This window comes from Streptosporangium sp. NPDC023825, assembly GCF_040639575.1.
Classification (GTDB): domain Bacteria; phylum Actinomycetota; class Actinomycetes; order Streptosporangiales; family Streptosporangiaceae; genus Streptosporangium.
In genome coordinates, this window is the sequence record NZ_JBFAAE010000019.1 from 106,217 (window position 1) to 131,860 (window position 25,644).

Here is a 25,644-nt window from a genome sequence, read left to right on the forward strand (position 1 = left end):
ACGGTCAGCGCATCCGGCCGACCGCGCCCCGCAGGCGTCGCACGTCCCGCAGGCGCGCCTCGTAGGTCGCGCCGACGACCACGAGCAGCGCCCCGCCCAGCGCCATCGGCACCCATCGGGGCACCAGCACGACCACCTCGGCGATCCACGGCGCCAGCTCGTGCAGGGCGACGACGGCCAGGGCCAGCCCGCCGAGGACCGCCGGGGCCTGGAGCCGGAACCGGGCACCGGCCAGCAGCACGGCCAGCGAGACCACGCCGAGCAGCAGCGGCCTGAGCCAGCCCGAGCCGGTGAGCAGCGCGAACACGCTGGGCACCAGGCTGGAGACGAGCCCGGGACCGTAGGCGACCCAGGACGACCTCTCCTCTCCGCGCGCCCGCCACCAGCCGAACGCCAGCAGCACCAGCGAGAACGGGACCGTGTACGCCTCGATCACGCTGATGTCGGAGGCCAGCAGCCGTAGCCAGGAGGCCAGGAGCAGGAAGCCCGTTCCGGCGTATCCTGCCCATCGGCGATCGGGCCGCAGCGCCGTACCGGCCATCAGCACGCCCGTCACGGCGCACGCCAGGCTCGCCGACGGCAGGTCGGCCGAGGCGAGCGGCAGGCTTGTTCCCACGAGGACGTACCCCGCCGCCTCCACGCCGGCCGCGAACGTCGCCCTCCTGAACCGGCCCGCCACGGCCGCCGCCGCGCAGGCCACGGCGAGCGGGCCGAACGCCGCGTGCCGTACCGGCCAGTCCGCCGCCAGCCCGGCCGCCAGCGCCTCCCCGCCCGCCAGCAGCGCCGCCAGCCCCGCCGCGACCGGCGCCACCGCCCGCTCCCCGAACGCGACCGCCGCCGCGCCGGCCCTTCCCCTCGCCCTCGCCCGGTCACCCAGCACGACCGCCACGGCGATCACCGCCACGGCCGGAAGGACGAGCAGGGTCGCGGGCTCGCTCATGAGGGCCCAGGAGATCGCGACGGAGGCGGTCCACAGCGCCGCCACCCCGCCGAAGACCGCGTTCGCGCGGCTCCGCGCCGCCATCCACGCCGTCGGGACGGTACCGGCGACGAACAGCCCCAGCTCTGCCCCGTACGGCAGGGCGACCGACACCGGCAGGGCCACCACCACCGCGGGCCAGGCGAGCAGCGCCGCCCTGGTCGCACCCCGGCGCCGCGCGCCCTGCCAGGAGACCAGCACCGCCGCCGCGGCGACGAGACAAACCACCACCGCGAGCAGCGGATGGCCGCCCGCGGGGCCGGCCACGGCCGTCCACGGCCGTACGAGGGGGCGGTGGAAGCCGAGGACCGCGGTGACGGCGGCATGCGCGGAGACGACCGCGAGCACCGCCAGCACGACGCTCAGCACCAGCCCGGCGGAGCGCCGGAGATCGCTGTTCTCCCCCGGCACGCCCTCGGACGGGGGCCTGGCCGGTGAGCCGCCGCGCGGAGCGAGGAGTGCCGCGAGCACCGCACCGGCGGCCAGGGACAGGGACAGGCCGTCACCCGCTGGAAGCCACCGGGTCCCGGCGGCGACCGCCCACATCAGGCCGGTCGCAAAGAGCACACCGGCGACCAGCGAGACCGCCGCCGCCTCGCGTACCCGGGCCGCGAACGCCGCCGCGCCCCACGCGACGAGCAGGACGCCGAGCGTCGCGTACGTGCCGGACCGCTCGGCGAGCGCGGTGACCGTCGCCACCGCGGACACCCCACCGGCGGCGATCGCGAGGTCCCCCACCCACCGCGGCCGACGGGCCAGGGTCATACCGGTCACGAGGACGACGGCCAGCGCCGACAGGACCACGAGGTCCACCCCGTGTCCCCAGCCGAAGGCGACGGGGGCGACGGCCGTCGCGAGCGTCCCGGCGGCGAGCGCGGCGAACCCCATGGAGGCCCGCCCCCGGGCGGCCGCCAGGGCCGCGGCGACGGCCAGCAGCCCCGACACGACCGGGAACTGCGGGAACGGCGCGATCAGGCGGGCATCGGCGAAGCCCGGAGATCCCGACCACACATCGCCGATCCGGTTGAACGGGGCGAACAGGGTGAAGATCACCTCGTTCGCGAAGGGCAGTGCGGTGAGCACCGCCAGCACCCCGGCGGAGACGGCGCCGGCCGAGCGGACCCGCGGTTCGTCCAGGCCGGGCGCGTACAGCATGACCGCCACGGCGACCAAGGCCGCCACCGTGTACGGCACGGCCCACCAGGTGAGCGGCAGCGGCCAGGCGGGGGCCGCCAGTCCCGCCGTCAGCGTGAGCGCCGAGACCGCGGTGACGACCAGGAGGCGGTCCGTGTTCCGCACCCTCCGCGCGACCGCGAGCCCGATCACCGCCAGCGTGACCAGCAACAGGGCGTCCCTGAGCGAGGCGATCGCCGCAACCTCGCCGGGGAACGGGCTCGACGTCTTCCTCAGGAGTGATTCCAGGAGGCCGTGGCACACCCCCAGCCCCCACACCACGCCGAAACAGGCCGCGACCGTCGTCAGCGGCCCGCGGCCGCCGGGCGTGCCCGCGGGCGCCGCCGCTCCGGTGCCGGGCTCGGGACTCCGGCCCGCCATGTAAAACACCAGGAAGGCGGCGTCGGCGGCCGCCGTCGCGGCGAGCGCGGCGGTGATCCACGGCGTCGTCTCGCCGAGAGCGAGCAGCGGGAGCGGGAACTGGGCGAGGACGATCGCGACGGGCAGCGGCAGTCGCAGCGGGAGGAACCGCGAGTAGCCCGCCATGACGAGCGCGACCAGGGCGAACAACAGGGCGGCGTAATGGAGTACGGCCATGCCGTCGGCCCCGGCCAGCCCCGTCCGCCGGACCGCGTAGCCGTCCAGGAAGAGCAGCGCCGCGCCGAGCATCGCGATGGTCTCGGCGGTGGTGACGAGCCCGCGCCTCACCAGGAGCGTCGGCGCGGCGAAGGTCAGCCCGGTGACGGCGGCCAGGATCGCCGCCCGGCCGCCGAGGCCCATGCTCCCCCAGCTGACCACCGTGAACACCACGGCCGCGACGGCCAGCAGCAGTCCGCCGAGGCCGAGCAGCAGGTTCTGCACCGCCCGGGGCGAGAAGTCCTTTCCCGGCTCCGACATCGTCTTCGCCCGCCCGGCGGGCTCGGGCACCGTCTCCGGCGGCCCGGCGGGTCCGCCATCGGTCAGGTGTTCCCGCTCGCCCCCGGCCCGCTGTCGTCCGGCCGGCTCCTGTCCGGCGGGCTCCTGTCCGGTTCCTTCCTGGCCGGCCGGCTCCCGTCCGGCCGGTTCCTGTCCGGCTCGCTCCTGTTCGGCCGGTTCCTGTCCGGCTCGTTCCTGCCTGAGCAGGCCGAGCAGGTGACCGCGCCGGATGAGAAGCTCCGCCTCGCGGGCGCGGAGCCCCGCGAGGGCACCGTCGAGCCGCCACAGCTCGGCCGCCACCGCTCCCCGCAGAGGCAGCGCGCAGCGCGGGCAGCGCTCGTACGTCCCCGCGATGGGGGCCGAGCACTCAGGGCAGCCCACCGGCGAGGAGGAATGGGGGCTCGACGCCGGGTTCTCGTCATGCATGGTCCGAAGGATGGCGCAAGCGGCTTGCCGTCCGCTTGCGTCGGATCACTCAACCGGGTCTGAGTACCTCGGCGGTTTTGAGTATCTCAGCGGGTTCTGCGGGCGATCAGGGTGATGACGCCGATGGCGCCCGCGGCGATGGCCAGCCAGAGGAGCACGGCCGAGGTCGGCACCCCCGTGTCCGCGCCGGAGCCGTCCTCGTCGGCCTCCACCCCGGCGACCGGCGTGGGCTCCGGAGCGCCGGTGGCACCGGAGGCCGGGGTGGGAGCCGCCTGGCGCCGGGCGGACGCGGGCCCGGGAGCCGCCACGCCGAGAACCTTCTCGGGCAGCGGCACCCGGTAGACCGGGCTGCGGCTTCCCTCGCTGCCGGTGAGCAGGTACCTGCCGTCGCGTGTGTAGGCGATCGACTCGGCCTGCCGCAACTCCGGCATCGTCACCCGGGCGATCTGCTCCCCCGGCGCGCGGTAGACCGTGGCGGAGAAGTAGGTACGGATCACGAAGCTCGACCCGTCGGGGGCGTAGGCGGCGTCGGTGGCCATGATGGGCGCGGAGCCGACCTTGCGGAGCACGTTGACCCGGTCGGCGCGCAGCCGCTTCGGAGCCTGGTAGACGGCGCCGGCGAACTGCTTGGTCACGATGGAGAGGCGGCCGGTACGGGGGTGCACCATGATGCCCTCGGCGTTGTGCCCGCCGTCCTCGTAGCGGAACCGGTAGCGCACGGCGGGGACGACGGCGTCGCTCAGCGTGGCGGGCTCCGCCACCTTGTACACGGAGATGTCGGGCCAGGCCCCTTCGAGGTTGTCGCCGATGTCGGCGAACCAGAGCACGCCCCGCCCGGTCCGAGGGTCGGTGGAGGCGGCCATGCCCTCCCAGTCGCGGGAGGCCGCCCCCCGCAGGGTGAAGGTCGCGCGGGTCCGCCCGTCGGGGCCGACCGCGAAGAAGACCGGCCCCGCGGAGCTGTCGTTGTGGGTGTAGTAGACGTCCTTGCCGGTCGGTGAGACCGCCAGCCCGCTCGACTCGGTGATCCGGCTGTCCTTGAAGCGGAAGAGGATCCGCTCCCCGCCGTCCGCCCGCCCGGTAGCCGCCGGTGCGCCGCGCTCCGCCTCTCGCGCCGCCCCCGCCCCCGCCCGCGTACCGTGTCCCGCGTCCCCCCGGACGTCCTGCCCCCCGCCCGCCCACGCGCCCTGTCCCGCGAGGACCGCGGCCGTGGCCAGACCGGCCACCGCGAACCCGCGAACCAGGACTTCCCCCGCCTTACTCAGCATTCAGCCATCATGCCCCGGCGGTACGCGCGGGCGTCACAGACGTGGCGGGTCCGGCCGACACGGATTTCCTCGCGAATCCGCTCGCCTGGAGTGCGCTCCAGGTACCTAGTGTGAAGGTATGGATTACACGCAGCTTGGCCGTACCGGCCTGAAGGTCAGCCGCCTTTGCCTGGGCACGATGAACTTCGGCCCCCTGACCACGGAGGAAGACTCCTTCGCGATCATGGACCACGCCCACGAGCTGGGGATCAACTTCTTCGACACCGCCAACGTCTACGGCTGGAAGAAGGGCGAGGGCATCACCGAGCAGATCATCGGCCGCTGGTTCGCCAAGGGGGGCGGGCGCCGCGAGAAGACGGTGATCGCCACGAAGCTCTACGGCTCGATGGGGGACTGGCCCAACGAGGGGCAGCTGTCCGCGCTCAACATCCGCCGCGCCGCCGACGCGTCGCTGAAGCGGATGCAGACCGACCACATCGACCTCTACCAGGCGCATCACGTCGACCGGAACACCCCGTTCGACGAGTTCTGGGAGGCGATGGACATCCTCAAGCAGCAGGGCAAGATCCTGTACGTCGGGTCGTCCAACTTCGCGGGCTGGCACATCGCCAAGGCCCAGGAGAGCGCGCGGCGCCGCAACAGCGTCGGCCTGGTCTCCGAGCAGTCCCACTACAACCTGGTCGTCCGCGCACCGGAACTCGAGGTGATCCCGGCGGCCGAGGACTACGGTGTGGGCCTGATCCCGTGGAGCCCGCTCGCGGGCGGCCTGCTCGGCGGCATCCTTCGGAAGATCGACAAGGGGCGTTCGGCCTCGGAGCAGATCACCAAGCAGCTGGACAAGCACCGCGACAAGATCGAGCGTTACGAGGAGTTCTGCGACGAGCTGGGCGAGGACCCGGCGAACGTCGGCCTGGCGTGGCTGCTCCACCAGAAGGTCGTCACCGCGCCGATCGTCGGGCCGCGCACGCTCGACCAGCTCGACGGCGTCACCAGGGCGCTGGAGATCGTGCTGGACGAGAAGGCCCTGACCCGCCTGGACGAGATCTTCCCCGGCTTCAAGACGGCGCCCGAGCACTACGCCTGGTGAACGGTGCCGCCGGGCGGATGGAAGACGGCCGCCCTGCGGCTAGGACACGAGGGCGCCGATCACCACGAGGAGCACGAGCAGTGCGAGCACCGTGGGCAGCAGCCAGCGACGGGGACGATCCACGTCCTGGAGCCTAGCCCTGTCCACGGGGTGCCCGGGCCGTCAGAGGCCATTCCTCGACCGTCTCGTAGCGAGCCCCGCCCCCGCCGGTGGTCCCGCCCCCGAAGTCGCTCCGGATCAGGTGCACCGTTCCCGCCTCCCAGGCGGCGCCGGAGAACGCCCCGAACGCCTCGACCAGAGTTCTCACGTCCGTGTCGGCGCGGCACCGGGCCAGGCTCAGGTGCGGCGTGAACCGCCGGCGGTCCGTCTGCCCGGCTCCGGCCTCCAGCGCCCCGGCCCCCACCTGGTCGGCCAGGCGGGCGAGGCCGGGGCGGTCGCCCCCCAGACCGGTCAGGAAGACCCGCGCCCGACCCGCCGAGGGAAACGCCCCGGCACCGGTGAGGGACAGCGTCAGCGGCGGGTGACGCGTGGCGGCGTCGGCGAGGCGCGCCCGCAGCTCGGGCAGCACCAGGTCGGGCACCTCCCCGAGGAACGACAGCGTCACATGCCAGCTCGCCGGTTCCAGCCAGCGGAGCCCCGGCCAGCGCGGCCGGTGGGCTTCGAGGGCGAGGATGAGCTCATCGCGCACCGGTGGTGGCGGCAGCAACCCCACGAACAGCCGCATGCGACCTCCTGCTGATCATCTTTGTCAGCATTATGGCCACACCGGAGCCGATCAGCGTGAGCGTACCGCCCACCATGACTCCCGCGCGCGGGCCGCCCAGATCCGAGATCCAGCCGAGCAGCAGCGCGCCGAAGGGGGCTCCCCCGGTGAACACGAGCACGTAGATGCCCATCACCCGGCCGCGCATCTCCGGCGAGGTGGCGAGCTGCACGCTGGCGTTGGCCGCGGTGTTCACCGAGATCAACGCGATGCCGGCGGGCACGAGGGAGACCAGGTAGAGGGAGTACCACGGCGCGAGGCCGCTGACGATCTGGAACAGTCCGAACGCCACCGCGCCGCCGACCAGCAGCCGCCTGCTGGGCCGTACCCGCCGCGCCGCCATGAGCGCGCCCGCCAGCGCGCCGACCGCGAACATGCTGGAGGCCAGCCCGAACGAGGCCGCGCCCGCCCCGAAGACCTGGCGCGCCATGAGCGCGATCGACATCGAGAACGACTGCGTGAACAGCGAGACGAAGGCGATCAGCAGTATCGGCATGAGCAGCTCGGGCCGCACCATCACGTAACGCAGGCCCTCGCGGAGCTGCCCCTTGGCCCTCGGCACCGGTTCCGGGGTGGTCAGCTCGGAGGTGCGCATGAGCATCAGGCCGCCGAGCACGCCCGCGAAGGAGAGCGCGTTGATCAGGAAGATCGGACCGGTGCCGCCGAGCGCGTAGATCAGGACACCCGCGACGGCCGGGCCGACCACACGGGCCAGGTTGAAGCTCGACGCGTTCAGCGCGATCGCGTTGGACAGGTCCTTGCGGCCGACCATCTCCACGACGAACGACTGCCGGGTCGGCACCTCGACACAGGCGATGAGGCCGAGCAGGAACGCCATCACGAACACCTGCCAGACCTGGGCCGAGCCGGTCACGACGAGCACGCCCATGGTCAGCGCCAGCAGGCCCATGAGCGACTGGGCGACGATCAGCAGTTGCCGCTTGGGATAGCGGTCGGCGAGCATGCCGCCCCAGAGGCCGAAGAGCAGCAACGGCAGGAACTGCAGCATGACGGTCACGCCCAGCGCGAAGGCGCTGCCGTTCGTCAGGTCGAGCACCAGCAGGTCCTGCGCGGTGCGCTGCATCCACGAGCCGACGTTGGAGACCACGCCTCCGGCCGCGAACAGCCGGTAGTTGTAGACGCGCAGGGACCGGAACATCCCGCCCCGCGTCTCGGGCACGGGCTGGGCCGTCCCGCTCTCCGTGGCCTGGAACTCGTTCGCGGTGGCTGTGGCTCTCGCGGCCCTCGCGGCCCGCCGCCGCCGGACCCTCGCCCTCAGCCCGGTCTTCGGGCCGGGCTCGCGGCCCGGGTTCTCCCGCGACTTCGTCCCCGGTTCTCCGCCTGGCGCAGCGGATGCCCCGGCGCCGCGCGGGGCCGCCGGGGCCTCGGGTTCCTCGGGGTCGGCTAGATCCGGCTGAGCTTCTCCAGTATCGGAGCCGCCTGCCGGAGCGTCGCCCTCTCCTCGGGTGTCAGCTCCTTCAGCCGCTGCGTCAGCCACGCCTCCTTGAGGCGACGCTCCTCCCTCAGCAGGGTTGAGCCCTGCTCGGTCACGCCCACGGTCACCTGGCGCCGATCGGTCGGGTGCGGTGTACGTGACACCAGCTCCCGCTCGGCCAGCACGGCGATCACGCGGGTCATCGAGGGCGGCTGGACCTTCTCCAGCTCGGCCAATTCGCCGGGGGTTATCCCGGAATGCCGTTCTACGGCGGCGAGCGTCGCGAGCTGGGTGGGCGTCAGCGAGTGCACCGCGGCCTGCCTGCGCAGGCGTCTGTTCAGCCGTGCCAGCGACACGCGCAGAGCCGAAGCCAGACCGGCGTCGCTGCGCAGGTTCGCGACGTGGTCCTTCCTGGGGTTGTTCATTAGCGTAGGTCATTACCTTTGCTAACTATATACGTGTGCACGTGATTCCCTCCAGCGGGTTTCCTTCTCGGCGCGGGCCGTACAGCGTGCCAGACGGATGGGGGATCGCCAACCCCGCACCGAGCGCCGGGCGCCTCCCCCGGAAACCCAGGGGTTCGCCGCGCGCGGGTGCTCGCCGGAAGCACCGGCGGGTCTGGCCGTACTCCCCCTTGCGAAAGCGGAGGTCTCTCGACGGGAAGGCCCTCAACGGGGCGCCTCGTACACCAGGATCGCCATTTTATCTCTTCGTGCTCCCGCGCTCCGGCGGGGGACCGGCCGCCCCTCGCTCCCGGTGACCGGGACGACCGGCCGGACGGGATTCCGCCCGCCGGAGCGGTCGGCCGACGCGCGCGCCCTGGATCTCATCGGATTCTCAGACAGGGATGACGGGGGTCTCATCTGGTCGCCCGACCATTGGTCCGGTAGGTGCTTCACATCGGACTAGGAGTCGTATGAACCGCACCAAGCGCATGATCATCGTCGTCGGCGCCGGAACCGCTCTGGTCGGCGGGCTGGCCGTTCCCGTGGCGGCCTGGGCGACCAGTCCCACCCCCACGCCGTCGCTCTCCTCCCCGGCGACCCCCGGTACCGGCCACGACGGCGCCGAGCACGGCCCGCGCGGTGGCCACGCCGGCCCTGGCGGCCACGACGTCCGCGGCGACCTTGGGGAGCTGGCCTCCAAGCTCGCCGAGGCCCTCGGTGTCGACGAGGCCAAGGTCACCGCGGCCCTGGAGGAGCTCCGCAAGGAAGGCGGACCGGGCCGCCCGCCCAAGGACGCCGAGCGGGCCGCCCCACCGAAGGAGGCCGGGCGGGCCGCCGTACGGGACAAGGCAGAGGCTCTGGCCGCCAAGCTCGGTCTCACGGCGGACAAGATCACCGCCGCGCTGGAGACGCTCCACCGGCAACGCGGCGCCGAGGCCGAGGCGGCCATGGCCGAGCGGCTGAAGGCGGCCGTCACCGCCGGCACGCTCACCCAGGCCGAATCCGACGCCGTCCTCAAGGCGTACCGCGCGGGATTGCTCCCCGTCGGCCCCGCGGGGTTGCTCCCCGGTGGCCCCAGAGGGCGTTAGGAGAGCACGACGGCACACGGATCCGGCCGGAGAACCTTGAGCGGGACGGCGCGTGGGCCGTGGCCTCAGAGGGCGCCGAGCACGATGGCGCGGGAAGGGGCGTCGAGCAGACGGGGCACGGGAAGGGGGCGTCGAGCGGGACGGCATCCGGGAAGGCCGCGAGATCGCCGTCCGGCCGGACCGCCTGAGAACGATCGCCGTCCATGGGATCTTCTTCTCATGAGGCGATCGCTGGTGTCGGCGTTGCTGGCGCTCTCCGTGACGGCGTGCGGCGCGTCCGGCCCGTCCGACCAGGCCGTGACATCCAGTCCGGCCGGCACGTCCGGCCCGGCCGGCGCGTCCGGACGCCCGCCCACGGCGACGGAGCCGTCCGGCGTGAGACCGTCGCCGTGGCTGCCCGGGGTGAACCATCCGACACCCGCCCCGACCATGGGCACCTGGAGGGAGACCACACTGCCCGGAGCGGGTGCCCAGATGAACGGGGTGGTCGCGCTCTCCCCCGATGACGCCTGGGCGGTGGGCAACGTCGGCGAGGGTGAGCCTGTCGCTCACCTCGTGCACTGGAACGGCCGTACCTGGCGTCCCGTCACCCCTCCCGAAGGGCTGTTCCCGGTAAGGGCGGTGTCCGCCTCGTCCGGAGACAACGTCTGGATCTTCGGCGCCGCGGGCGTGTGGCGCCGGACCGGTGGTGGGTGGTCCGACATGGGCGGGCTGCGCGGTTCCCGCCGGCACCTGCTGGAGGCGGCCGTCGTCGCCGGGCCGCGCGACGTGTGGATCGCCGGGACGACCGAGGGTGCCGGCGCCACGAACCCCGAGTCCCGGCGCCCCTTCCTCAGACGATGGTCGGGGACCGGCTGGTCGGACTTCTCCCTGCCACCCGGCGTCGGGATCCACGCGTTCGGCGCCGTGGGACCGCGCGACGTGTGGGCGCTGGGGAGAGAGCCGGACGGCGGCGGGGTCGTCATGCGCTGGGACGGCGACCGCTGGAACATCGTGCCGATGCCGCCGCCCTTGGTGGAGAGGAAGGTCGAGCTGGGGGACATCGCGGCGGTCTCCGCGGACGAGGCGTGGGCGATCGGCCGCGACAAGGCGGCGGCGGTAGTGATCCGCTGGGACGGGCGGCGGTGGAACGTGGTCGACGGTCCGGCGAGGTTCGTCCACTTCTCCGCGGTGGCCCCCGACGGGCGCGACGGAGCCTGGGTCGCCGCGGACTACTGGGACTACACGGACGATCGGATCCTGCTCCACTACGACGGCCGGAGCTGGACGTACGAAAAGACGCCCGGCACCCGGAAGGCCCCCGCCGTCTTCGACCTCGCGCTGATTCCGGGCAGCAACCAGGTGATCGGGGTCGGCGGCGAGCCCGCGGCCGACGAGAACAGCACGGCCTGGATCTGGACGAGGCACTGAGATCCACCCGCCGGCCGGAAAAGCCCCCGGCGCGGCGACCATCCGGCCGGAGGACGCGGGGGCCTGACCCGGCGAACGATGATCGATTGCACCGTCAGATCAGGTGACAGGTCGATCGCGAAGTAGATCACGAACATCTCCACGCCCGCCCACATCAGCAGGTGAACCTCACATGCCCCATCCTTAACGGCCTTGACCAGCACGAAGGAAGAGAGACGAGTATCGACCCGATGGCCGTCAAGTACTGGAAGACACTTCCAAGAAAGATCGTTTCAACGATCCACGCATGCCTGCTTCCTAAACTGTATGCTTTGAAGCCTACAGTTTAGGAGACCTTAGTGCTCAAGCCGTCCCGTCTGCTTGCCCGCGACTCCGAGTGGTCCATGCTCACCGAGTTCGTTACGCATCCCGACCCCCATCTGCGGCTGGGAGTCCTGTCAGGACGGCGACGGGTCGGCAAGAGCTACCTCCTCCGTGCGCTGGCCGACACGATGGACGGCCTCTATGTCTCCGCTGTCGCCGAGGAGGGCTTGGTGACCGCGCGGCGGCGATTCGCCGACGACCTCGCGCGGTATGCGGGAGTGAGCTCTGGCCTCTTCCGCGACGACGCCGGCTGGGAGTCTCTCCTCGACTCGGCGATCAGCCTGACCATGCGACGACGCGGCGCCTCCGGATTGCTGGTCATCGATGAGTTGCCCTACTGGATGACGCACTCTCCGGAGCTTCCCGGCCTGCTCCAACTGCTCTACGACCGTTCACAGACCGGTCACGGCCACGAGGGCGGACGAGTGATCGTCTGCGGATCGGCCATGTCCGTGATGAACGACCTCCTCTCCGGTACGAAGGCACTGCGCGGGCGGGCCGCGGTCGACCTGCGTCTCCAGCCGTTCGATCCGAGCACCACCGCCCGGCACTGGGGCGTCGACGATCCGGCGACGGCCCTGCGACTGCACGCCACGCTCGGCGGATCTCCCGGATACCGCAACCTGACCTCGTCACCTTCCCCTCAGACCCCGCAGGAGTTCGACACCTGGATCCCGGCGACGGTTCTCAATCCCGGCCAGGCGCTCTTCTCCCGCAGCGAGGCCGAGTACCTGCTGCGGGAGGACCCGCGGTTCACCGGGAGCTCACTCCATTACGCAATCATCAACGCGGTCGCCACCGGCGCCACCAGCCCAACGAAGATCGGCGGACTGGTCGAACGTGATCGCACGTCCCTGACCCGCCCGCTTGAGATGCTGACGAGTTCGGGATACCTCGACTACTCGACCGACCCGCTCTGGGAGCGCCGCCCGGTGATCACCGTCGTGGATCCCATCATCCGCTTCCACAACCTGATCACCGTTCCGAAACGAGACCTGATCGAGACGGGCGGTTCCGCCCAGGCATGGCGCGAATCCCAGCCCACCTTCATCTCTCGCATCCTGGGCCCTCATTTCGAGGAATACTCACGCGAATGGCTCCGCCGTCACACCGATCCCTCCCTCCGTGCGGGAACGAGCACGATCGCCTCGACAGTGATCAACGATCAAGGCGGCCGGGCCAAACACGAGATCGACGTCATCGCCCTGGACCGGAGGTCCGGCCGCGCCACGGTGGGACTCATCGGGGAGGCGAAGGCCACTCTTGTAAGGCGAGGCCCCGCAGACCTGGAACGGCTCGACCGGCTGAAGGAGATCCTCCGAAGCCAGGGGCATGACGTCACCTCCACCCGGCTGGCGCTCTTCTCCTTGGAGGGCTTCTACCCCGACCTCGTGACGATCGCACGCCGCCGCGGTGACGTCCTCCTCGTGGACCTGCCGTCCCTCTTCGGGAAAACGGAACCCACCGTTTTGCCGGCATGATCCGGAACCAGGAAATCACGGGCCTTGGGCCACAGACGGAATTCCTGACGCGATCGCCACTCAGCGACCACGATCCGCCCGCTGCGGTTCCGCTCTCCGGCACGGCGGACGAGAACGCGAGAAGGTCGTCATGGTCATCACTTTCCTGGACCGCCATGACGACCTTCGGGTTGCTGCGCAGCCCAGGTTGAGCAGAATCTTTGCCGGCCCCAGCGCGATGTAGACGACGAACAGCCCCGCGACCGTTCACCTCAGCGGGTGGACCTCACGGGCCTTGCCCTTGACGGCCTTGATCAGCACGAAGGTGACGAAGCCCGCGCCGATACCGGTCGCGATCGATGTGTCCGAGAGCACCTTCGGAACCATTATCGGCCTTGATCCGTCTGACACCAGGTGAAGCCTCAGCGTGGCATGAGACGGTTCATCATGGCGCTGGCACTACTTGTCGGTGCGGGAACCGCCTGCACGTCACACCAACCCCCCGAACGGCCCGAACGGCTTCCTGAGGTGCCGGCGCTCGCACCGGTCGGCGACGTGTGGCCGGGAGCGCTCCTCACCGTGCCCCACAAGCTCAAGGACGGCCGCACCGTACGGCCTGTCGCGATGTTGAGCGCCGATGAGATCTTCGTGATGGCCGGAGGACGTCGTACGGCGTTCCTGAGCCTCGACGTCCGCACGGGACGCCGGCGCGTCCTGGCCACAACACCGAAGTGGGCGTCCTGCGACGGGTGTTTCGACATCCACCTCTCGCCCACGACCATCAACGCCACGCACATAATCTTGCTGATCAATCGCTACGAGCCAAACTCGCAATACGAGAGAGAACCTCGCACGGAACTTTGGACCGTCCCCCGATCAGGCGGTCCGATGAAGATGATGGCCCGGCTGCCGACCACCGGGCAGGGCCTTGTCGACGACTTCGAAATCATCGGCGATCTCGTGTTCTGGTGGAACTCCAAGGGCATCTGGAGTGTCTCTCTCACCGGAGACGAAACCGGGCAGATCTTTCCCAATCGCGATCTCGACATCACCTCCTGGCCTTGGGCCTACGACGGGCGGCGGCAAACCGTCGTCAACCTGGTCACTCGCCAGGAGAAGAAAGCGCGGCACGGAGACGACGTCGAGTTCTTGGACTGCGGGCCCGTGTGGTGCGCGGGACAGGTCACGTCTTACCCCCATGAAGTGAGAAAGACCGTCATACAGCGGGTGGACGGCTCCGGACGTACGACCGTCCCCGGGCAGCACCTGTCCCTCGTGCCGCCGATCCGTGACAGGTTCGTCCTCCTTCGACCTCCTACTGCCCCCAGCGACGGTGTATGGGGCGGCAGTCAACTCGGTACCTCGGCCCAGTTGTACGACCGGTGCAGCCGGCGGGCCGCGCTGCTCGGGTTCCCCGACCGGGCCAAGGCTCCCGAGGACTGGAACGAGATCAGTTTGGGGGCGACGACAACGGACGGGCCGATCGTGTTCTGGAAGAGCGGAGGCGGGCGCTACACGGTCGTGGATCTCTCCCGCATCACCGACCCACCCTGCACGGACTGAGACCACCCGCAGGAATGGTCAGCGCATGACTTCATGGACCTGATGAAAGGCCGTCACGGTGATCGGTTCCACTATCACCATGACGGCCTCGGGCTCGCTGCTCAGAGGTTCAGCAGCACCTTGATCGGGCCGAGCGCGAAGTAGATCACGAACAGCCCCGCGACCGTCCACATCAGCGGATGGACCTCACGGGCCTTGCCCTTGACGGCCTTGATCAGCACGAAGGTGACGAAACCCGCACCGATACCGGTCGCGATCGAGGATGCCTACGGCACCGCGGTCCTTTGAAAGTGCCGTCCTCGACGATCATGGCTCATCGCGTGTAGACACTCAGGTCCCGCATCCGCACGGTGCCGTCACCGTCTCCCGTGACGGCGACTGGCTGGCCGTTCACCTGCCCGACCGCCACCGCAAAGACACTGTTGGTGTAGCCCATCGGGTCCCCGATGGGTCGGCGTGTGGCCAGGTCCCACACCCGCACACTGCCGTCACCGTTGTCATTACTACCGCCGGTGACGGCGACCGGACGACCGTTCACCTGCCCGACCGTCAACGCCGAGACACCGTGAGTGTGGCCGGTCGGCACTGGCTCTCCGATGAGCGTGTGCGTGGTCAGGTCCCATATCCGCATGTTCTGGTCTTCGCTGCCGGTGACGGCGACCGGACGGTCGTTCACCTCTCCAACCGCCACCCCCCAGACACGGGTTCGGCTGGTCATCGGCTCGCCGACGGGCTTGCGTGTTGTCAGGTCCCACACCCGCACGGTGCCGTCAACGCTGCCGGTGACGGCGACCGGACGACCGTTCACCTGCCCGACCGCCACCGCCAAGACGGGGCCTGTGTGCCCGGTCATCGGTTCGCCCAGGGGTTCGCGCGTGATCAGGTCCCATACGCGCACAGGACTCTTATGGGTCTCAGTGCCCCAATCTCCGCCGGTGACGGCGACCGGCCGGCCGTTCACCTCTCCAATCGCCACCGCCCCGGCACTGCCGGTGTGGCTGCGGGTCATGGGTTCGCCCATTGGTTTGCGTGTAGTCAGATCCCACACCCGCACGGTGCCGACAACGCTGCCGGTGACAGCGACCGGACGACCGTTCACCTGCCCGACCGCCACCGTCTCGACACTGTAGGGCTGACCGGCTATCGGTTCGCCGATGAGTTCGCGCGCGGTCAAATCCCAAACCCGCATGGTGTCGTCATTCATGCCGCCCCCTACGGTGACGGCAACGGGCTGACCGTTCACCTGCCCAAGCGCCACCGCCAAGACGACGTCATCGTGGCGCCCCACCAAATCCGCAGAAGGCCAAAAACCGACGACGAGCGCCACGCACGCCGTCAGCGCGGCGATCATCCACCCGAGGCGCGGGCGGGAAGGCACTGACCGCACCACCACGGCCGACGCCCCTGAGGTCCTGCGTCCGGCAGGAACCGTGTCCGTAAAGACCGGCGGCGCCAGGCCAGCAGGTGCGGGCCAGGCGGATGAGACAAGCTGGTGGGGGTCGGGGGGACCACTCGCATTCCATCCAGTCGTGTCTTGACCGGATGCTTCAGGATCACCCGCGTCCAGCCGACCCGGATCGGGCACCACCCACCACCTTTCCCGCCAGCATCACATCTCGGGGCGGCCGGACGGAGCCGTCCGGCCGCAGAGGAGGCGAGATAAGCAAGCCGCCATGTCTGCCCTTCAAATCATGACGCCTCCCGCACCATAGATCACCACAAACAGTGATCAATCCTCGTCACAGGGCCACTACATGCATTTCCCTGTGCCCAGTGACCTCAGCTCGCTGCTCAACCGAGGTTGAGCAGCGCCTTGATCGGGCCGAGCGCGAAATAGATCACGAACAGCCCCGCGACCGTCCACATCAGCGGGTGGACCTCGCGGGCCTTGCCCTTCACCAGCTTGATCAGCACGTACGTCACGAACCCACTACCTATCCCGGTAGCTATTGAGTACGTGAACGGCATCAGGACGATCGTGAGGAACGCCGGGATGGAGATCTCGTAGTCGGTGAAGTCGATCTCGCGGATGGCGGTCATCATCAGGAAGCCGACCACGACCAGCGCGGGGGCTGCGGCCTCGTAGGGGACGACGGCGACGAGCGGCGAGACGAAGATGGCCAGCAGGAACAGCACGCCGGTGACGACGCTGGCGAGGCCGGTGCGGGCGCCCTCGCCGACACCCGCCGCCGACTCGATGTAGGTCGTGTTGGAGGAGACGGAGGCCGCGCCTCCGGCCGCCGCGCCGATCGAGTCGACGAGGAGGATCTCGCGGGTCCTGGGCAGGGTGCCGTCCTCCTTGATCAGCCCGGCCTGTCCGCCGACGCCCACGATCGTGCCCATGGTGTCGAAGAAGTCGGTGATCAACAGGGTGAAGACGAGCAGCAGGGCCAGGACGACCGAGACGGAGCCGAAGGCGCCGATCGGGTCGAACTCCCTGAACAGCACCAGCGGGTTGTTGAAGCCGAAGATCTGCTCGGGCAGCCGGGGGACGACGAGCTGCCAGCCCGCGGGGTTCGGCGGCCGGCCCGGCGTCACCGCGGCTCCGACCTTGGCGACGGCCTCGACGATGATCGCGAGGACGGTGGTGGCGATGATGCCGATCAGGATGGCGCCCTTGGTCTGGCGCGCCACCAGCAGCACGATCAGCAGCAGACCGGCCACGAAGACGAAGATCGGCCAGCTGGTCAGCGAGCCCGCGATGCCGAGTTCCAGCGGCGGCCCGGCCGCCACCCGGCGGACGAAGCCGGCGTCCACGAAACCGATCAGCGCGATGAACAGGCCGATGCCGACACTGATCGCCGTCTTCAGCTGGGGTGGGATGGCGTTGAACACGGCGGTTCTGAACCCGGTCAGCACCAGGAGTGCGATGATCACGCCCTCCAGGAACACCAGGCCCATCGCCGACTCCCAGGACATCTGCGAGGCGATGCCGTAGGTGACGAAGGCGTTCAGGCCGAGACCCGCGGCCATCGCGAAGGGGACCTTGCCGATGACCCCCATCAGGATGCTGAGCAGTCCGGCCACGAGGGCGGTACCGGCCGCGACGAGCGGGATGTTGGGCGTGCTCCCGTCGCCGATGAACTGGCCCTCGGCGTCCTTGACGGTAGCGATGATCAGGGGATTGAGCACCACGATGTAGGCCATCGTGAAGAACGTGGCGAACCCGCCGCGTACCTCCCGGCCCACGGACGAGCCACGGTCAGAGATGAAGAAGAAACGGTCAATTCCACTTATTTGGGTGGTTTTAACATCTTTCACTCACGCAGAGTGACAGCGGGCCTCCCATCTCGGAAGACCCGGCTGGTGATGGTGATGCTTTCGAGATGGATTCGCGTCTTGACGTAATCCGTTTTGCGAACAGTGAGACGTCGTCGCCTAGTCTGGAGCGCGTGAACCAGCCACGACGTCCGGATCTGCAGCCGTTGAAGACCAACGACACGCTCACGATCCTCACGGGTACGGGTCTGTGGGTCATCGCCCTGGTCGTGCTCCTGGTCGCGCAGCCGGATCCCGAGTACCGCTGGTGGATCTGGACCTGCGTGTCGGGCATCTGCGGCGGCCTTTTCGGCCTCTGGTACGTACGCCGCCGCAACCGCCGCCCACCGCCCCCGCCCGAGGAGCCGATCGAGCCGACCACCGCGATCCTGTGAGTCCCGGGCGCGGCCGGGCGATCGTCTAGGTCGAGGCGGTCCAGCTGTCCAGGTCGGCCTCGGCGAGCAGCAGCGGCACCGCCGCCGGATCGCGCAGCAGCGCCGCCACCGCGAGCCGGTCACCCCACTGGCCGGACGCCCAGGCGAGCCCGCGCGCCAGTCCCTCCACGCCCGAGGCGTGCACCGTACCTTCGAAGAACCGCCAGGCCGCGGGGACGCCGTCCACCAGCAGCCTCTCGTGCTCCACGTAGGTCGCGGGCGCGGTCGGCAGCAGCGACCGTACGGCGGGCGGAACGTCGCGCGTCTCGCCCGAGGACGTCACCTCACCCGCGGCCTCCTCCCCCGCCAGCGGCAGGTCGAGCAGCTCCGACAGCGCCTCGGCCAGGTCGAACGGGGCCAGGATCAGCGGCCGGCCCGCGACGAGCGGCAGCAGGTCCGGCGCCTCGACCACGACCGGCTCACCCGCGCCTTCGACCTCGGTGCCGGTGGACAGCACCCGGCCGTCCTCCGCGTCGACGGCGACGATCGCGTCACCGAGGACGGCGCGTACGGCGCGCGGCGGCCCGACGCGGGCGGGGTCGACACCGGCGAGGGCCACCCACAGGGAGCGGAGCTGGGCGCGGTCGACCTCCACCGCGGGGTCGCCCAGCAGGTCGAGCAGCTCGTCGGGACCGCCGTGGGAGGCGAGCAGGTCGGCCAGCGTGCTCCGGACGCCGATCATCGCCAGCGCGGCCTCGTCGACGACGGCCGGGGCGTCGCCGTACAGGCCGAACAGCAGCGGGTCGCCCGCGGGGAGCCGCAGCTCCGTGGGGCGCCTGCCGGCGAGCACCGGATGCGTGGAGAGCCACCAGGCGGTGTAGGACGGCACCTCCACGACCTCCCCCGCCACCAGGATCCGCAGCGGGTGCAGCACCGAGCGGAGCGGCGGGCGCGACAGCAGGGCGAGGGCGGCGGGCCAGTCGGCGACGTACTCCAGGTCGCGTACGGCGGAGAACTCCCGGGCGACCGGCGGCACGTCCATCTCGGGCAGCAGGTCGAGGACGGTCTCCAGCCACTCGTCCTCGCGATCCAGGTCGTGGTCGCACTCGTCCGGGTCGATCATGACGTCGGAGTCGTTGACCACGGCGAAGCCGTCGAGCACCCCCGCCGCGGCGAGCACCCGGGGGCCGTACCGCTCCACCAGCTCGGGAGCGGCCGTGCCGAAGTGCGTCTCCGTGTCGAGCAGCCCGGCCAGCGACCCGTCGGCGAGGAGCAGCTCGCCCGCCGGGTACAGCTCGCCGTCGGCGCCGCGCAGCGCCAGCTCGGACAGCCAGGGGGCGTCGCCCGCGGTCAGCCCCGCGGCGTCGACCAGCGCGAGCACCGCCTGGGCCACCGGCTCGGAGTCGGGGCTGTCGAGCGACTCCGAGACGGCGGAGCGGGTCAGCGGGTCCTCCAGGACGGTGCGGGGAGTGGCCTCGCCCGCGCCGAGCCTGAGCAGCAGGGGGTGGGCCGCGTCCGGGTGCACCACGCGCAGCCCGAGCGGGGCGAGGACGGCCGGGTCCAGCGCGGAGCCGTCGGTCAGCAGCAGCGTGCCGCGCGGCCCCCTGACCAGGCGGCCGTCGGCCAGCGGCACCGGCAGCGCGCCGAGGGCCTCGGGGTCGTCGGCGGGCAGCACCTCGTACAGCGACCGCCACCAGGCCGGGTCCCTGTCCTTGACGGCGTCGCCGGAGAGCATGTCCACGATCTCGGAGAGCTGCACCCGGCTGACGCCGAGCGCGGTGATCGCCGGATGCCGGGACGGCCACCCCGCGGGCAGCAGCCCGGGGATCATGGGGGCGACCCGCTCCAGCAGCTCGGCCGGGGCCGCGACCACGGAGGCCTGCCGCCCGGAGACGATCGGTTCCTCGCCGTCGGAGAGCGGGGCCGGGGAGGCGCCACCGGCTCCGGCGGCCACTTCGGAGGGGTCGGGAAGCAGGAGCGAGGCACCGGAACCGCCCGGCCTGCCCGTCGAGGCCGGGTCGGCGGGCGGGGAGAGCGCGGGGAGCAGCGGAGCGTCGGGGAGCCTGCGCAGGATCGCCCGGCGGATGCGGGCGTCGAGCTCGCCCTTGCCCATCATGCCGGGGACGAGGTCCAGCAGCCGGGGCGTGCGGGGCAGCCCGGCGAGCAGCTCCAGATAGGTGTCGGCGGCCCGCTCGACCAGGAAGTCGGCCAGCGGACCCGGCGCGACGTGCCGCCGGTCGGTAGCCATCGGGAACGAGGCGATCAGCAGCGCGGGCAGGTCCAGCGGCTCGTCGCTCGGCGTGGGCGCGTGCACCACGGGCGGCACCAGGGCGGGCAGCGGCCGGGGCTCCCCGACCGGCGTCGCCTGGCGCGAAGCGGCCGCGGTCCCGCCCGGGGTGCCGCCCGTGGAACCGGCGGACGCGGAACCGGCGGCGGGCGCGAACCCGGCGGATCCAGACCCGGCGACGGACCCGGACTCGGCGACGGACCCGGACTCGGTGACGGAACCGGACTCGGTGACGGAACCGGCGGACCCGGGACCGGTGACGGGCACGGCCCAGCGGACCAGCCAGTGCGGCCGGGAGCGCTCCTCGGTCGGGCGGTCGGCGAACAGCTCGGCCACCTGCTCGGGGGTGAACCGGCCGGAGGCAGAGACGACCTTCCAGCCCTCGGAGGTGACGGTCCGCGTCTCGCCGTCCACGTCGACCTCGATCGACTCCAGGGCGGGCAGGCCGAGCAGCAGGGCGGGGCTGGTCTCCCTCAGCATCCCCCGTACGGCCTCCTCGGCCGCCTCGTCACGGAGCGGCAGCCGCACGAGCGTGTCGAACCCGGCGGGGATCTCGACCGGGCCCGCGGGGAAGGGCAGGCGCAGCAGCGGGACGTGCCCGCCGCGCTCGGCCAGCTCCTTGGCCAGCTCGGGCTCGGCGGCCACCAGGGCGGCGGTCTGGTCGCGGGACCAGCGGACGACCCCGGAACCGAGCGAGCCGATCACCGGCTCGTCGCAGACCGACACCACGGCCGCGAACCCGACGCCGAACCGGCCGGCCGCGTGGGTGTCGTCGCGCTTGGCGGAGACGCGCAGCGTGGACAGACCCTCGATCCCGGCCGCGTCGACCGGGGCGCCGGTGTTGGCGGCCGACAGCACGCCCTCGCGCAGCGAGAGGCGCAGCCGCCCGGGCACCCCGGCGCGGAGCGCGGCGTCGGCGGCGTTCTGGGCCAGCTCGACGATCAGCCGGTCACGGTAGCCGCCGAGCGCGAAGTCCTCCTCCGCGTTGGCGTCCTCGCGGAAACGGGCCGGCGAGGCGGTCCAGGCGGCCAGGACGGCGGAGCGCAGTCGTTCGGTGCCGAAGATGTCAGTCAAGGCGATGCTTCCAAAGGTCGATGCCCCGCACGGCCGGGCGTCCCGGCCGAAGCGGCCTGAACGGCCCAGGCGGCCGGGACGCCACGGGAGCGGCGCCCGGCCGCGACGGCCGGGTGTGCCGCCGGGACGGCGGCGGGGCGGGATGGACCCGGTGCCCCGGGTTGGGAACGGCCCTGCGGCGCCGGGTCAGGAGTGACCGAGCGGCTCGGAGGCGGTGTCGTCCACCGATCCGGCCAGATCCGGCTCCGCGCCGTTCTCCGCGGTGTCGTAGGAGAGATCGTCGAGGATCGGCGAGGTCGGCTCGACCTGGTGCGGCAGCACGGCCGCCTCGGAGTGCGCCCCGCAGCCGTGGTCGGCGGCGACCACCCGCCCGTCGTCGGGGGCGTACTCGTTCGCGCAGACCCCGAAGCCGGTGCGCAGCGCGCCCGCGAGCGGCCAGTAGAAGCCGCAGGTGGAGCACTGGGCGGGCGCGGCGTGCGCGAGCGGGGTGTGCGGCCCCGACTCGCCGGAGTGCCAGCGCCGCACGGCGCGGTCGCGGCCGATCGGGGAGAGCACCCGGGCCCGGCCGAGGCCGTACTCGAAGATCATCTGGTGGTCGGAGTCGTCGTCGGTCTCGGTGAAACCGGGCGCGAGCCTGTCGTCGTCGTCGGAGGTGGGCAGCAGATCGCCCACACCGAGGTCGCCGGGCAGGAGCCGCTCGCTCCACGGCACCCACTGCGGCGGCATCAGGGCCCCCGCGCCGGGCAGGAGCACGACCTCGCTGACCGTCACGTTGCGCGCCCGCGAGGCCCGGGCGACCGTGACGGCCCAGCGCCAACCCCGGTAGGCGCGGTCGAGACAGGCGAAGTAATGGGTGACGACACGGTCTCCCTCGCCCTCGACCCCGAGGTGGTCGCCCACCTCTCCGGGCCTGACGTTCTCCTCGACCGCGGCTCTGGCCAGGTCGACGGCCGCGACGCACGCCTGGTCAAGGACCACGGCGCGGGATCGAGTCCGGCTCACGAGTCGTCTCCCGTCAGCCTCGCAGCACGACGGCTGCTGTCCCTACTGGCTCGCTCGCTCACTGCGCTCACAGTTCATTCTCGCCCATGACCGGAGCGAACGGCACCGTGGACATCCCATCGTCCACGGAGTGACCTAGCGCACCGGACAACTCACCCGCCCTTCGGGTATGACTGGATACGTGGCAGCTGGGTGGGAACGGGCGCGGAAGACGGTGGGCGAGGCCTCTCGGCGGGTCGGTGGGGCCGCCGCGGCCGCGGGCCGGGCCGCCGTGCGCGCGGGCCGCGGCACGAGCCGGGTGACGGCGCGAGCCGGTAAGGGAGCGGGCCGGGCGACTGCGCGGGCGGGCCGGGGAGCGGTCAACGGCACCCAGCGGGCGGGCCGGGCCGCGCGGCGGCTGACCCACGCGCAGGGCGCGGGCCGTACCGGGCTGGGCCAGCTGATCGAGTTGACCGCCGCGCACAGCGCGGGCGACGCCCTGGTCACCGCCGCCCTGGCCGGCACCCTCTTCAAGCTTCCGGTGAACGAGGCACGCGGCCAGGTCGCCCTCTACCTGCTGATCACGATGATCCCGTTCGTGGTGGTCGCGCCGTTCGTCGGCCCGGTCCTCGACCGGTTCCGCTCCGGGCGGCGTTTCGTGATGGCCGGGACCCTCTTCGGCCGCGGGCTGCTCTGCTTCGCGATGGCGGCGGCGATCGTCCCCGGCGACGTGTTCACGATCTTCCCGGCGGCGCTGGCCGTGCTGGTGCTGTCGAAGGCCTACAACGTCTCCCGCGCGGCGATCATGCCGAGCGTGCTGCCCGCCGACATCGCGCTGGTCACGGCGAACGCGCGGGTCGCCCTGTTCGCGCTGGTCACCGCGGGCGTCGCGGTGCCGATCGGCGCGGGCGCCAGCGCCTGGCTGGGCGCCGAGTGGGTGCTGCGCGGGGCGACGGTGCTCTTCCTGCTCCAGGGCGTGCTGGCCGTACGGCTCCCGCGCCACATCGACTCCCCCGACCTGGAGGGGCTGGACGAGGAGGGGGAGGAGCGGCCGCCCCGCTGGCGCACGATGCTGAACGTGGGCCCGGTGGTGGCCGAGGCGATGCACGCCAACGTGGCCATTCGCCTCTACTCCGGGTTCCTGCTCTTCTATCTGCTCTTCCTCGTCCAGGACAAGAACCTGCCCGGCCTGCCACCGGTGGTCGCCATCGGCGTGCTGGCGGTGGCAGCCGGGGTCGGGGGGCTGGCGGGCACCGCCGTGGCCTCGTGGGTGCGCAACCACTCCCCGCAGGTCATCGTGCTGGGCACGCTCGCCATGACGACCGCGATCACGATACTCGCGGCCGTCGTCTTCCAGCTGTGGAGCGCGGTGGCGGTCGCGCTGGTCGCCGCGTTCGCCCAGGGACTGGGCAAGCTCGCACTGGACGCGATCGTGCAGCGGGAGATCGGCGAGGAGGTGCGCTCGTCCACGTTCGGTGTGGTGGAGGCGTTCCTGCAGATCGCCTGGGTGCTGGGCGGCCTGGTCGGGCTCTGGCTCTCGCTGTTCGCGGGCGGGTCGGCGGGACTGGCCGTGATGGCCGCGGTGCTGGCGGGCTCGCTCGGCTGGCTGCTGGTACGCCGCCGCAGGCGGGTCCGCGAGGTGGACGCCAGGGTCGAGGCCGCCAGGGACTCGCGTCCCGCCCCGTCCGGGCCGCACCCCGCGACGAACGGGGAACGGCCCTCGCGGGACGCGACGCCGGAGGAGCGGGCCAGGCCTCGGCCCGCCGGGACGACCACCGCGGTCGTGCACCACGGGGACCCCCCGACGGAGAAGCGGACCAGACCGCTCACCAACCCCCACGGCTGAGCCGCGAGGGTCTCCGGGCGTTCGGCGTTCGGCGTTCGGCGTTCGGCGTTCGGCGTTCGGCGTTCGGCGTTCGGCGTTCGGCGTTCGGCGTTCGGCGTTCGGCGTTCGGCGTTCGAGGAGAGCATGGACCCGCACGGCTGAGCCGCGGAGCGGGCGTGGGAGATCGGGCCGACCGGGGGCGGTCGGCGGGGGTCAGTCGTCCAGGTCGTCGGCGACGGCCCGGAGCACGGCGGCGATCTTCTTCGCGTGCGCGGCCTCGGGCTGCTTGCCCCTCTGGTACGACGTGGAGACCGCGTCCAGGAGCTTGATCAGGTCCTCCACGATGACGACCATCTCGTCGGGCTTCTTACGCTTGCCCTTGGGCTTGGCGGTCTTGGCGAGGGTGGGGGGCTGGTCGATCACTCGGACCGAGAGCGCCTGCTGGCCGCGGCGCCCCTCGGCCACGCCGAATTCGACCTTCTGGCCCGGCTTGAGGGAATCCACGCCGGAGGGCAGCGCGGAAGAATGCACGAAGACCTCACCGCCGTCGTCGCGGGTGAGGAAGCCGAATCCCTTGTCGGCGTCGTACCACTTGACCTTGCCACTCGGCACAGGGGTGACCTCGTTCAGACTGTCGTGAAAAGGAATGGATGTAGGTTATGCCCAGCGGGCGCTGAGAGCGACCGTGTATTGGGGCCCGAATTACACGAGAGCGGCGGGGGTTCGCCAGCCGCCGAACCATTCGACGAACTCGGTCAGATCACCCAGGATCACATCGGCCCCGTGATCACGTAGTTCTCCCGCCGGATAGACGCCCGTCGCCACCGCCACGCTGACGACTCCCCCCGCTCGTGCCGCGTCGATGTCCGCGACATGATCTCCAACATATGCGGCGGCGCCGAAAGCCGCGAGGGCCGGACCCTTGGCCGCCCCGAAAACCGACCCGGCGACCTCGTCCACTTCCAGGCCGAGGAACTCGACCGTGCTCGCCGCGTCACGGGCGTTCTTCCCCGTCACGACGGCGACCCGGCCCCCCGCCCGCCGTACGGCCTCGACGGCCTCGCGCGCGCCGGGCATGAGGGTGGTGACCGGAATCGCGATCGACGGGTACAGCTCCCGGTAGACGTCGGCGGCCGCGGGGACCTCCTCGGCGGGCATCCAGTTGGCCAGTTCCCACTCCAGCGGCGGCCCCAGCCTGGCCAAGACGGCGACGCTGTCGATGAAGACGCCGGTACGCAGCGCCACCTCGTCGTAAACGGCGGCGATGCCCGCGCGCGTGTCGGCGAGCGTCAGGTCGAGGTCGAATCCCACGGAGTTCATCAGGTCACTCACCGCTCCTTGTCGGCTTCGCGAAGAGGATTCTCCGAGAAGCCCTCAAAGAATGCCAAATCACCCTAAACATGGCTAACCCTAAGCGTTGTACATGAGACCCCCCGCCGTGGAAGCCTTCGCGAAAAGATTTCCTTATCCGG

At 71.4% G+C, this 25,644-nt stretch carries 18 protein-coding genes; 7 read left to right on the forward strand and 11 right to left on the reverse strand.

Annotated elements, in window-relative coordinates; genetic code table 11:
- Positions 1 to 4: 4 nt before the first annotated feature.
- Together AB0G15_RS19015 and AB0G15_RS19020 are read right to left on the reverse strand one after the other, a co-directional pair.
- Complete coding sequence (locus tag AB0G15_RS19015; protein ID WP_362841169.1) at positions 5 to 3,493, reverse strand: hypothetical protein; 3,489 nt, start codon at positions 3,491 to 3,493, stop codon at positions 5 to 7.
- An 86-nt stretch (positions 3,494 to 3,579) separates the two neighbouring features.
- Positions 3,580 to 4,758 (reverse strand): hypothetical protein, encoded by a 1,179-nt coding sequence (locus AB0G15_RS19020; RefSeq protein WP_362841172.1) that lies wholly within the window; start codon positions 4,756 to 4,758, stop codon positions 3,580 to 3,582.
- A gap of 118 nt (positions 4,759 to 4,876) precedes the next feature.
- On the opposite strand from AB0G15_RS19020, the gene AB0G15_RS19025 reads away from it, so the two are divergent.
- Positions 4,877 to 5,845 carry an aldo/keto reductase gene (locus tag AB0G15_RS19025; protein WP_362841175.1) on the forward strand — a complete coding sequence of 323 codons (969 nt, stop codon included), beginning with the start codon at positions 4,877 to 4,879 and terminating at the stop codon, positions 5,843 to 5,845.
- Between the two features lie 133 nt (positions 5,846 to 5,978).
- Here AB0G15_RS19025 and thpR read toward each other — a convergent pair whose 3' ends face one another.
- The 3 genes from thpR to AB0G15_RS19040 all read right to left on the reverse strand — a co-directional run bounded on the left by thpR (position 5,979) and on the right by AB0G15_RS19040 (position 8,468).
- Positions 5,979 to 6,569 (reverse strand): RNA 2',3'-cyclic phosphodiesterase, encoded by a 591-nt coding sequence (gene thpR / locus AB0G15_RS19030; protein ID WP_362841178.1) that lies wholly within the window; start codon positions 6,567 to 6,569, stop codon positions 5,979 to 5,981.
- Complete coding sequence (locus AB0G15_RS19035) at positions 6,523 to 7,788, reverse strand: MFS transporter (RefSeq protein ID WP_362841181.1); 1,266 nt, start codon at positions 7,786 to 7,788, stop codon at positions 6,523 to 6,525. The genes thpR and AB0G15_RS19035 overlap by 47 nt, the downstream gene beginning before the upstream one ends.
- Before the next feature lie 224 nt (positions 7,789 to 8,012).
- Entirely contained in the window at positions 8,013 to 8,468 is a 456-nt protein-coding gene (locus tag AB0G15_RS19040; protein WP_362696113.1) for a MarR family transcriptional regulator, read from the reverse strand.
- 491 nt (positions 8,469 to 8,959) lie between these two features.
- On the opposite strand from AB0G15_RS19040, the gene AB0G15_RS19045 reads away from it, so the two are divergent.
- The 4 genes from AB0G15_RS19045 to AB0G15_RS19060 all read left to right on the forward strand — a co-directional run bounded on the left by AB0G15_RS19045 (position 8,960) and on the right by AB0G15_RS19060 (position 14,373).
- Positions 8,960 to 9,577 (forward strand): hypothetical protein, encoded by a 618-nt coding sequence (locus AB0G15_RS19045; RefSeq protein WP_362841184.1) that lies wholly within the window; start codon positions 8,960 to 8,962, stop codon positions 9,575 to 9,577.
- Positions 9,578 to 9,796: 219 nt separating this feature from the next.
- Complete coding sequence (locus tag AB0G15_RS19050) at positions 9,797 to 10,987, forward strand: hypothetical protein (protein ID WP_362841187.1); 1,191 nt, start codon at positions 9,797 to 9,799, stop codon at positions 10,985 to 10,987.
- 338 nt (positions 10,988 to 11,325) lie between these two features.
- Positions 11,326 to 12,831 carry an ATP-binding protein gene (locus tag AB0G15_RS19055; RefSeq protein ID WP_362841190.1) on the forward strand — a complete coding sequence of 502 codons (1,506 nt, stop codon included), beginning with the start codon at positions 11,326 to 11,328 and terminating at the stop codon, positions 12,829 to 12,831.
- Between the two features lie 426 nt (positions 12,832 to 13,257).
- The gene (locus tag AB0G15_RS19060; protein ID WP_362841193.1) at positions 13,258 to 14,373 is read left to right on the forward strand and encodes a hypothetical protein; all 1,116 of its coding nucleotides are present in this window, start codon (positions 13,258 to 13,260) and stop codon (positions 14,371 to 14,373) included.
- Positions 14,374 to 14,686: 313 nt separating this feature from the next.
- Here the strand turns inward: AB0G15_RS19060 and AB0G15_RS19065 are convergent, their stop codons facing one another.
- Complete coding sequence (locus AB0G15_RS19065) at positions 14,687 to 15,724, reverse strand: hypothetical protein (protein ID WP_362841195.1); 1,038 nt, start codon at positions 15,722 to 15,724, stop codon at positions 14,687 to 14,689.
- A 440-nt stretch (positions 15,725 to 16,164) separates the two neighbouring features.
- Entirely contained in the window at positions 16,165 to 17,562 is a 1,398-nt protein-coding gene (locus tag AB0G15_RS19070) for an NCS2 family permease (RefSeq protein ID WP_362841198.1), read from the reverse strand.
- A 203-nt stretch (positions 17,563 to 17,765) separates the two neighbouring features.
- Here AB0G15_RS19070 and AB0G15_RS19075 point away from each other — a divergent pair, with 203 nt between their 5' ends.
- Positions 17,766 to 18,026: a DUF2530 domain-containing protein gene (locus tag AB0G15_RS19075; protein WP_362696099.1), complete on the forward strand. Its 261-nt coding sequence runs from the start codon at positions 17,766 to 17,768 to the stop codon at positions 18,024 to 18,026.
- 25 nt (positions 18,027 to 18,051) lie between these two features.
- Here the strand turns inward: AB0G15_RS19075 and AB0G15_RS19080 are convergent, their stop codons facing one another.
- Positions 18,052 to 21,366, reverse strand: coding sequence for a hypothetical protein (locus AB0G15_RS19080; protein ID WP_362841200.1), 3,315 nt, complete (start codon positions 21,364 to 21,366; stop codon positions 18,052 to 18,054).
- Between the two features lie 186 nt (positions 21,367 to 21,552).
- Positions 21,553 to 22,368, reverse strand: coding sequence for a DUF3027 domain-containing protein (locus AB0G15_RS19085; RefSeq protein ID WP_362696095.1), 816 nt, complete (start codon positions 22,366 to 22,368; stop codon positions 21,553 to 21,555).
- 181 nt (positions 22,369 to 22,549) lie between these two features.
- Here AB0G15_RS19085 and AB0G15_RS19090 point away from each other — a divergent pair, with 181 nt between their 5' ends.
- Entirely contained in the window at positions 22,550 to 24,193 is a 1,644-nt protein-coding gene (locus AB0G15_RS19090; RefSeq protein ID WP_362841202.1) for an MFS transporter, read from the forward strand.
- A gap of 192 nt (positions 24,194 to 24,385) precedes the next feature.
- Here the strand turns inward: AB0G15_RS19090 and AB0G15_RS19095 are convergent, their stop codons facing one another.
- Complete coding sequence (locus tag AB0G15_RS19095; RefSeq protein WP_362696091.1) at positions 24,386 to 24,784, reverse strand: cold-shock protein; 399 nt, start codon at positions 24,782 to 24,784, stop codon at positions 24,386 to 24,388.
- Between the two features lie 90 nt (positions 24,785 to 24,874).
- Positions 24,875 to 25,504 (reverse strand): HAD family hydrolase, encoded by a 630-nt coding sequence (locus AB0G15_RS19100; protein WP_362841205.1) that lies wholly within the window; start codon positions 25,502 to 25,504, stop codon positions 24,875 to 24,877.
- Positions 25,505 to 25,644 lie beyond the last annotated feature (140 nt).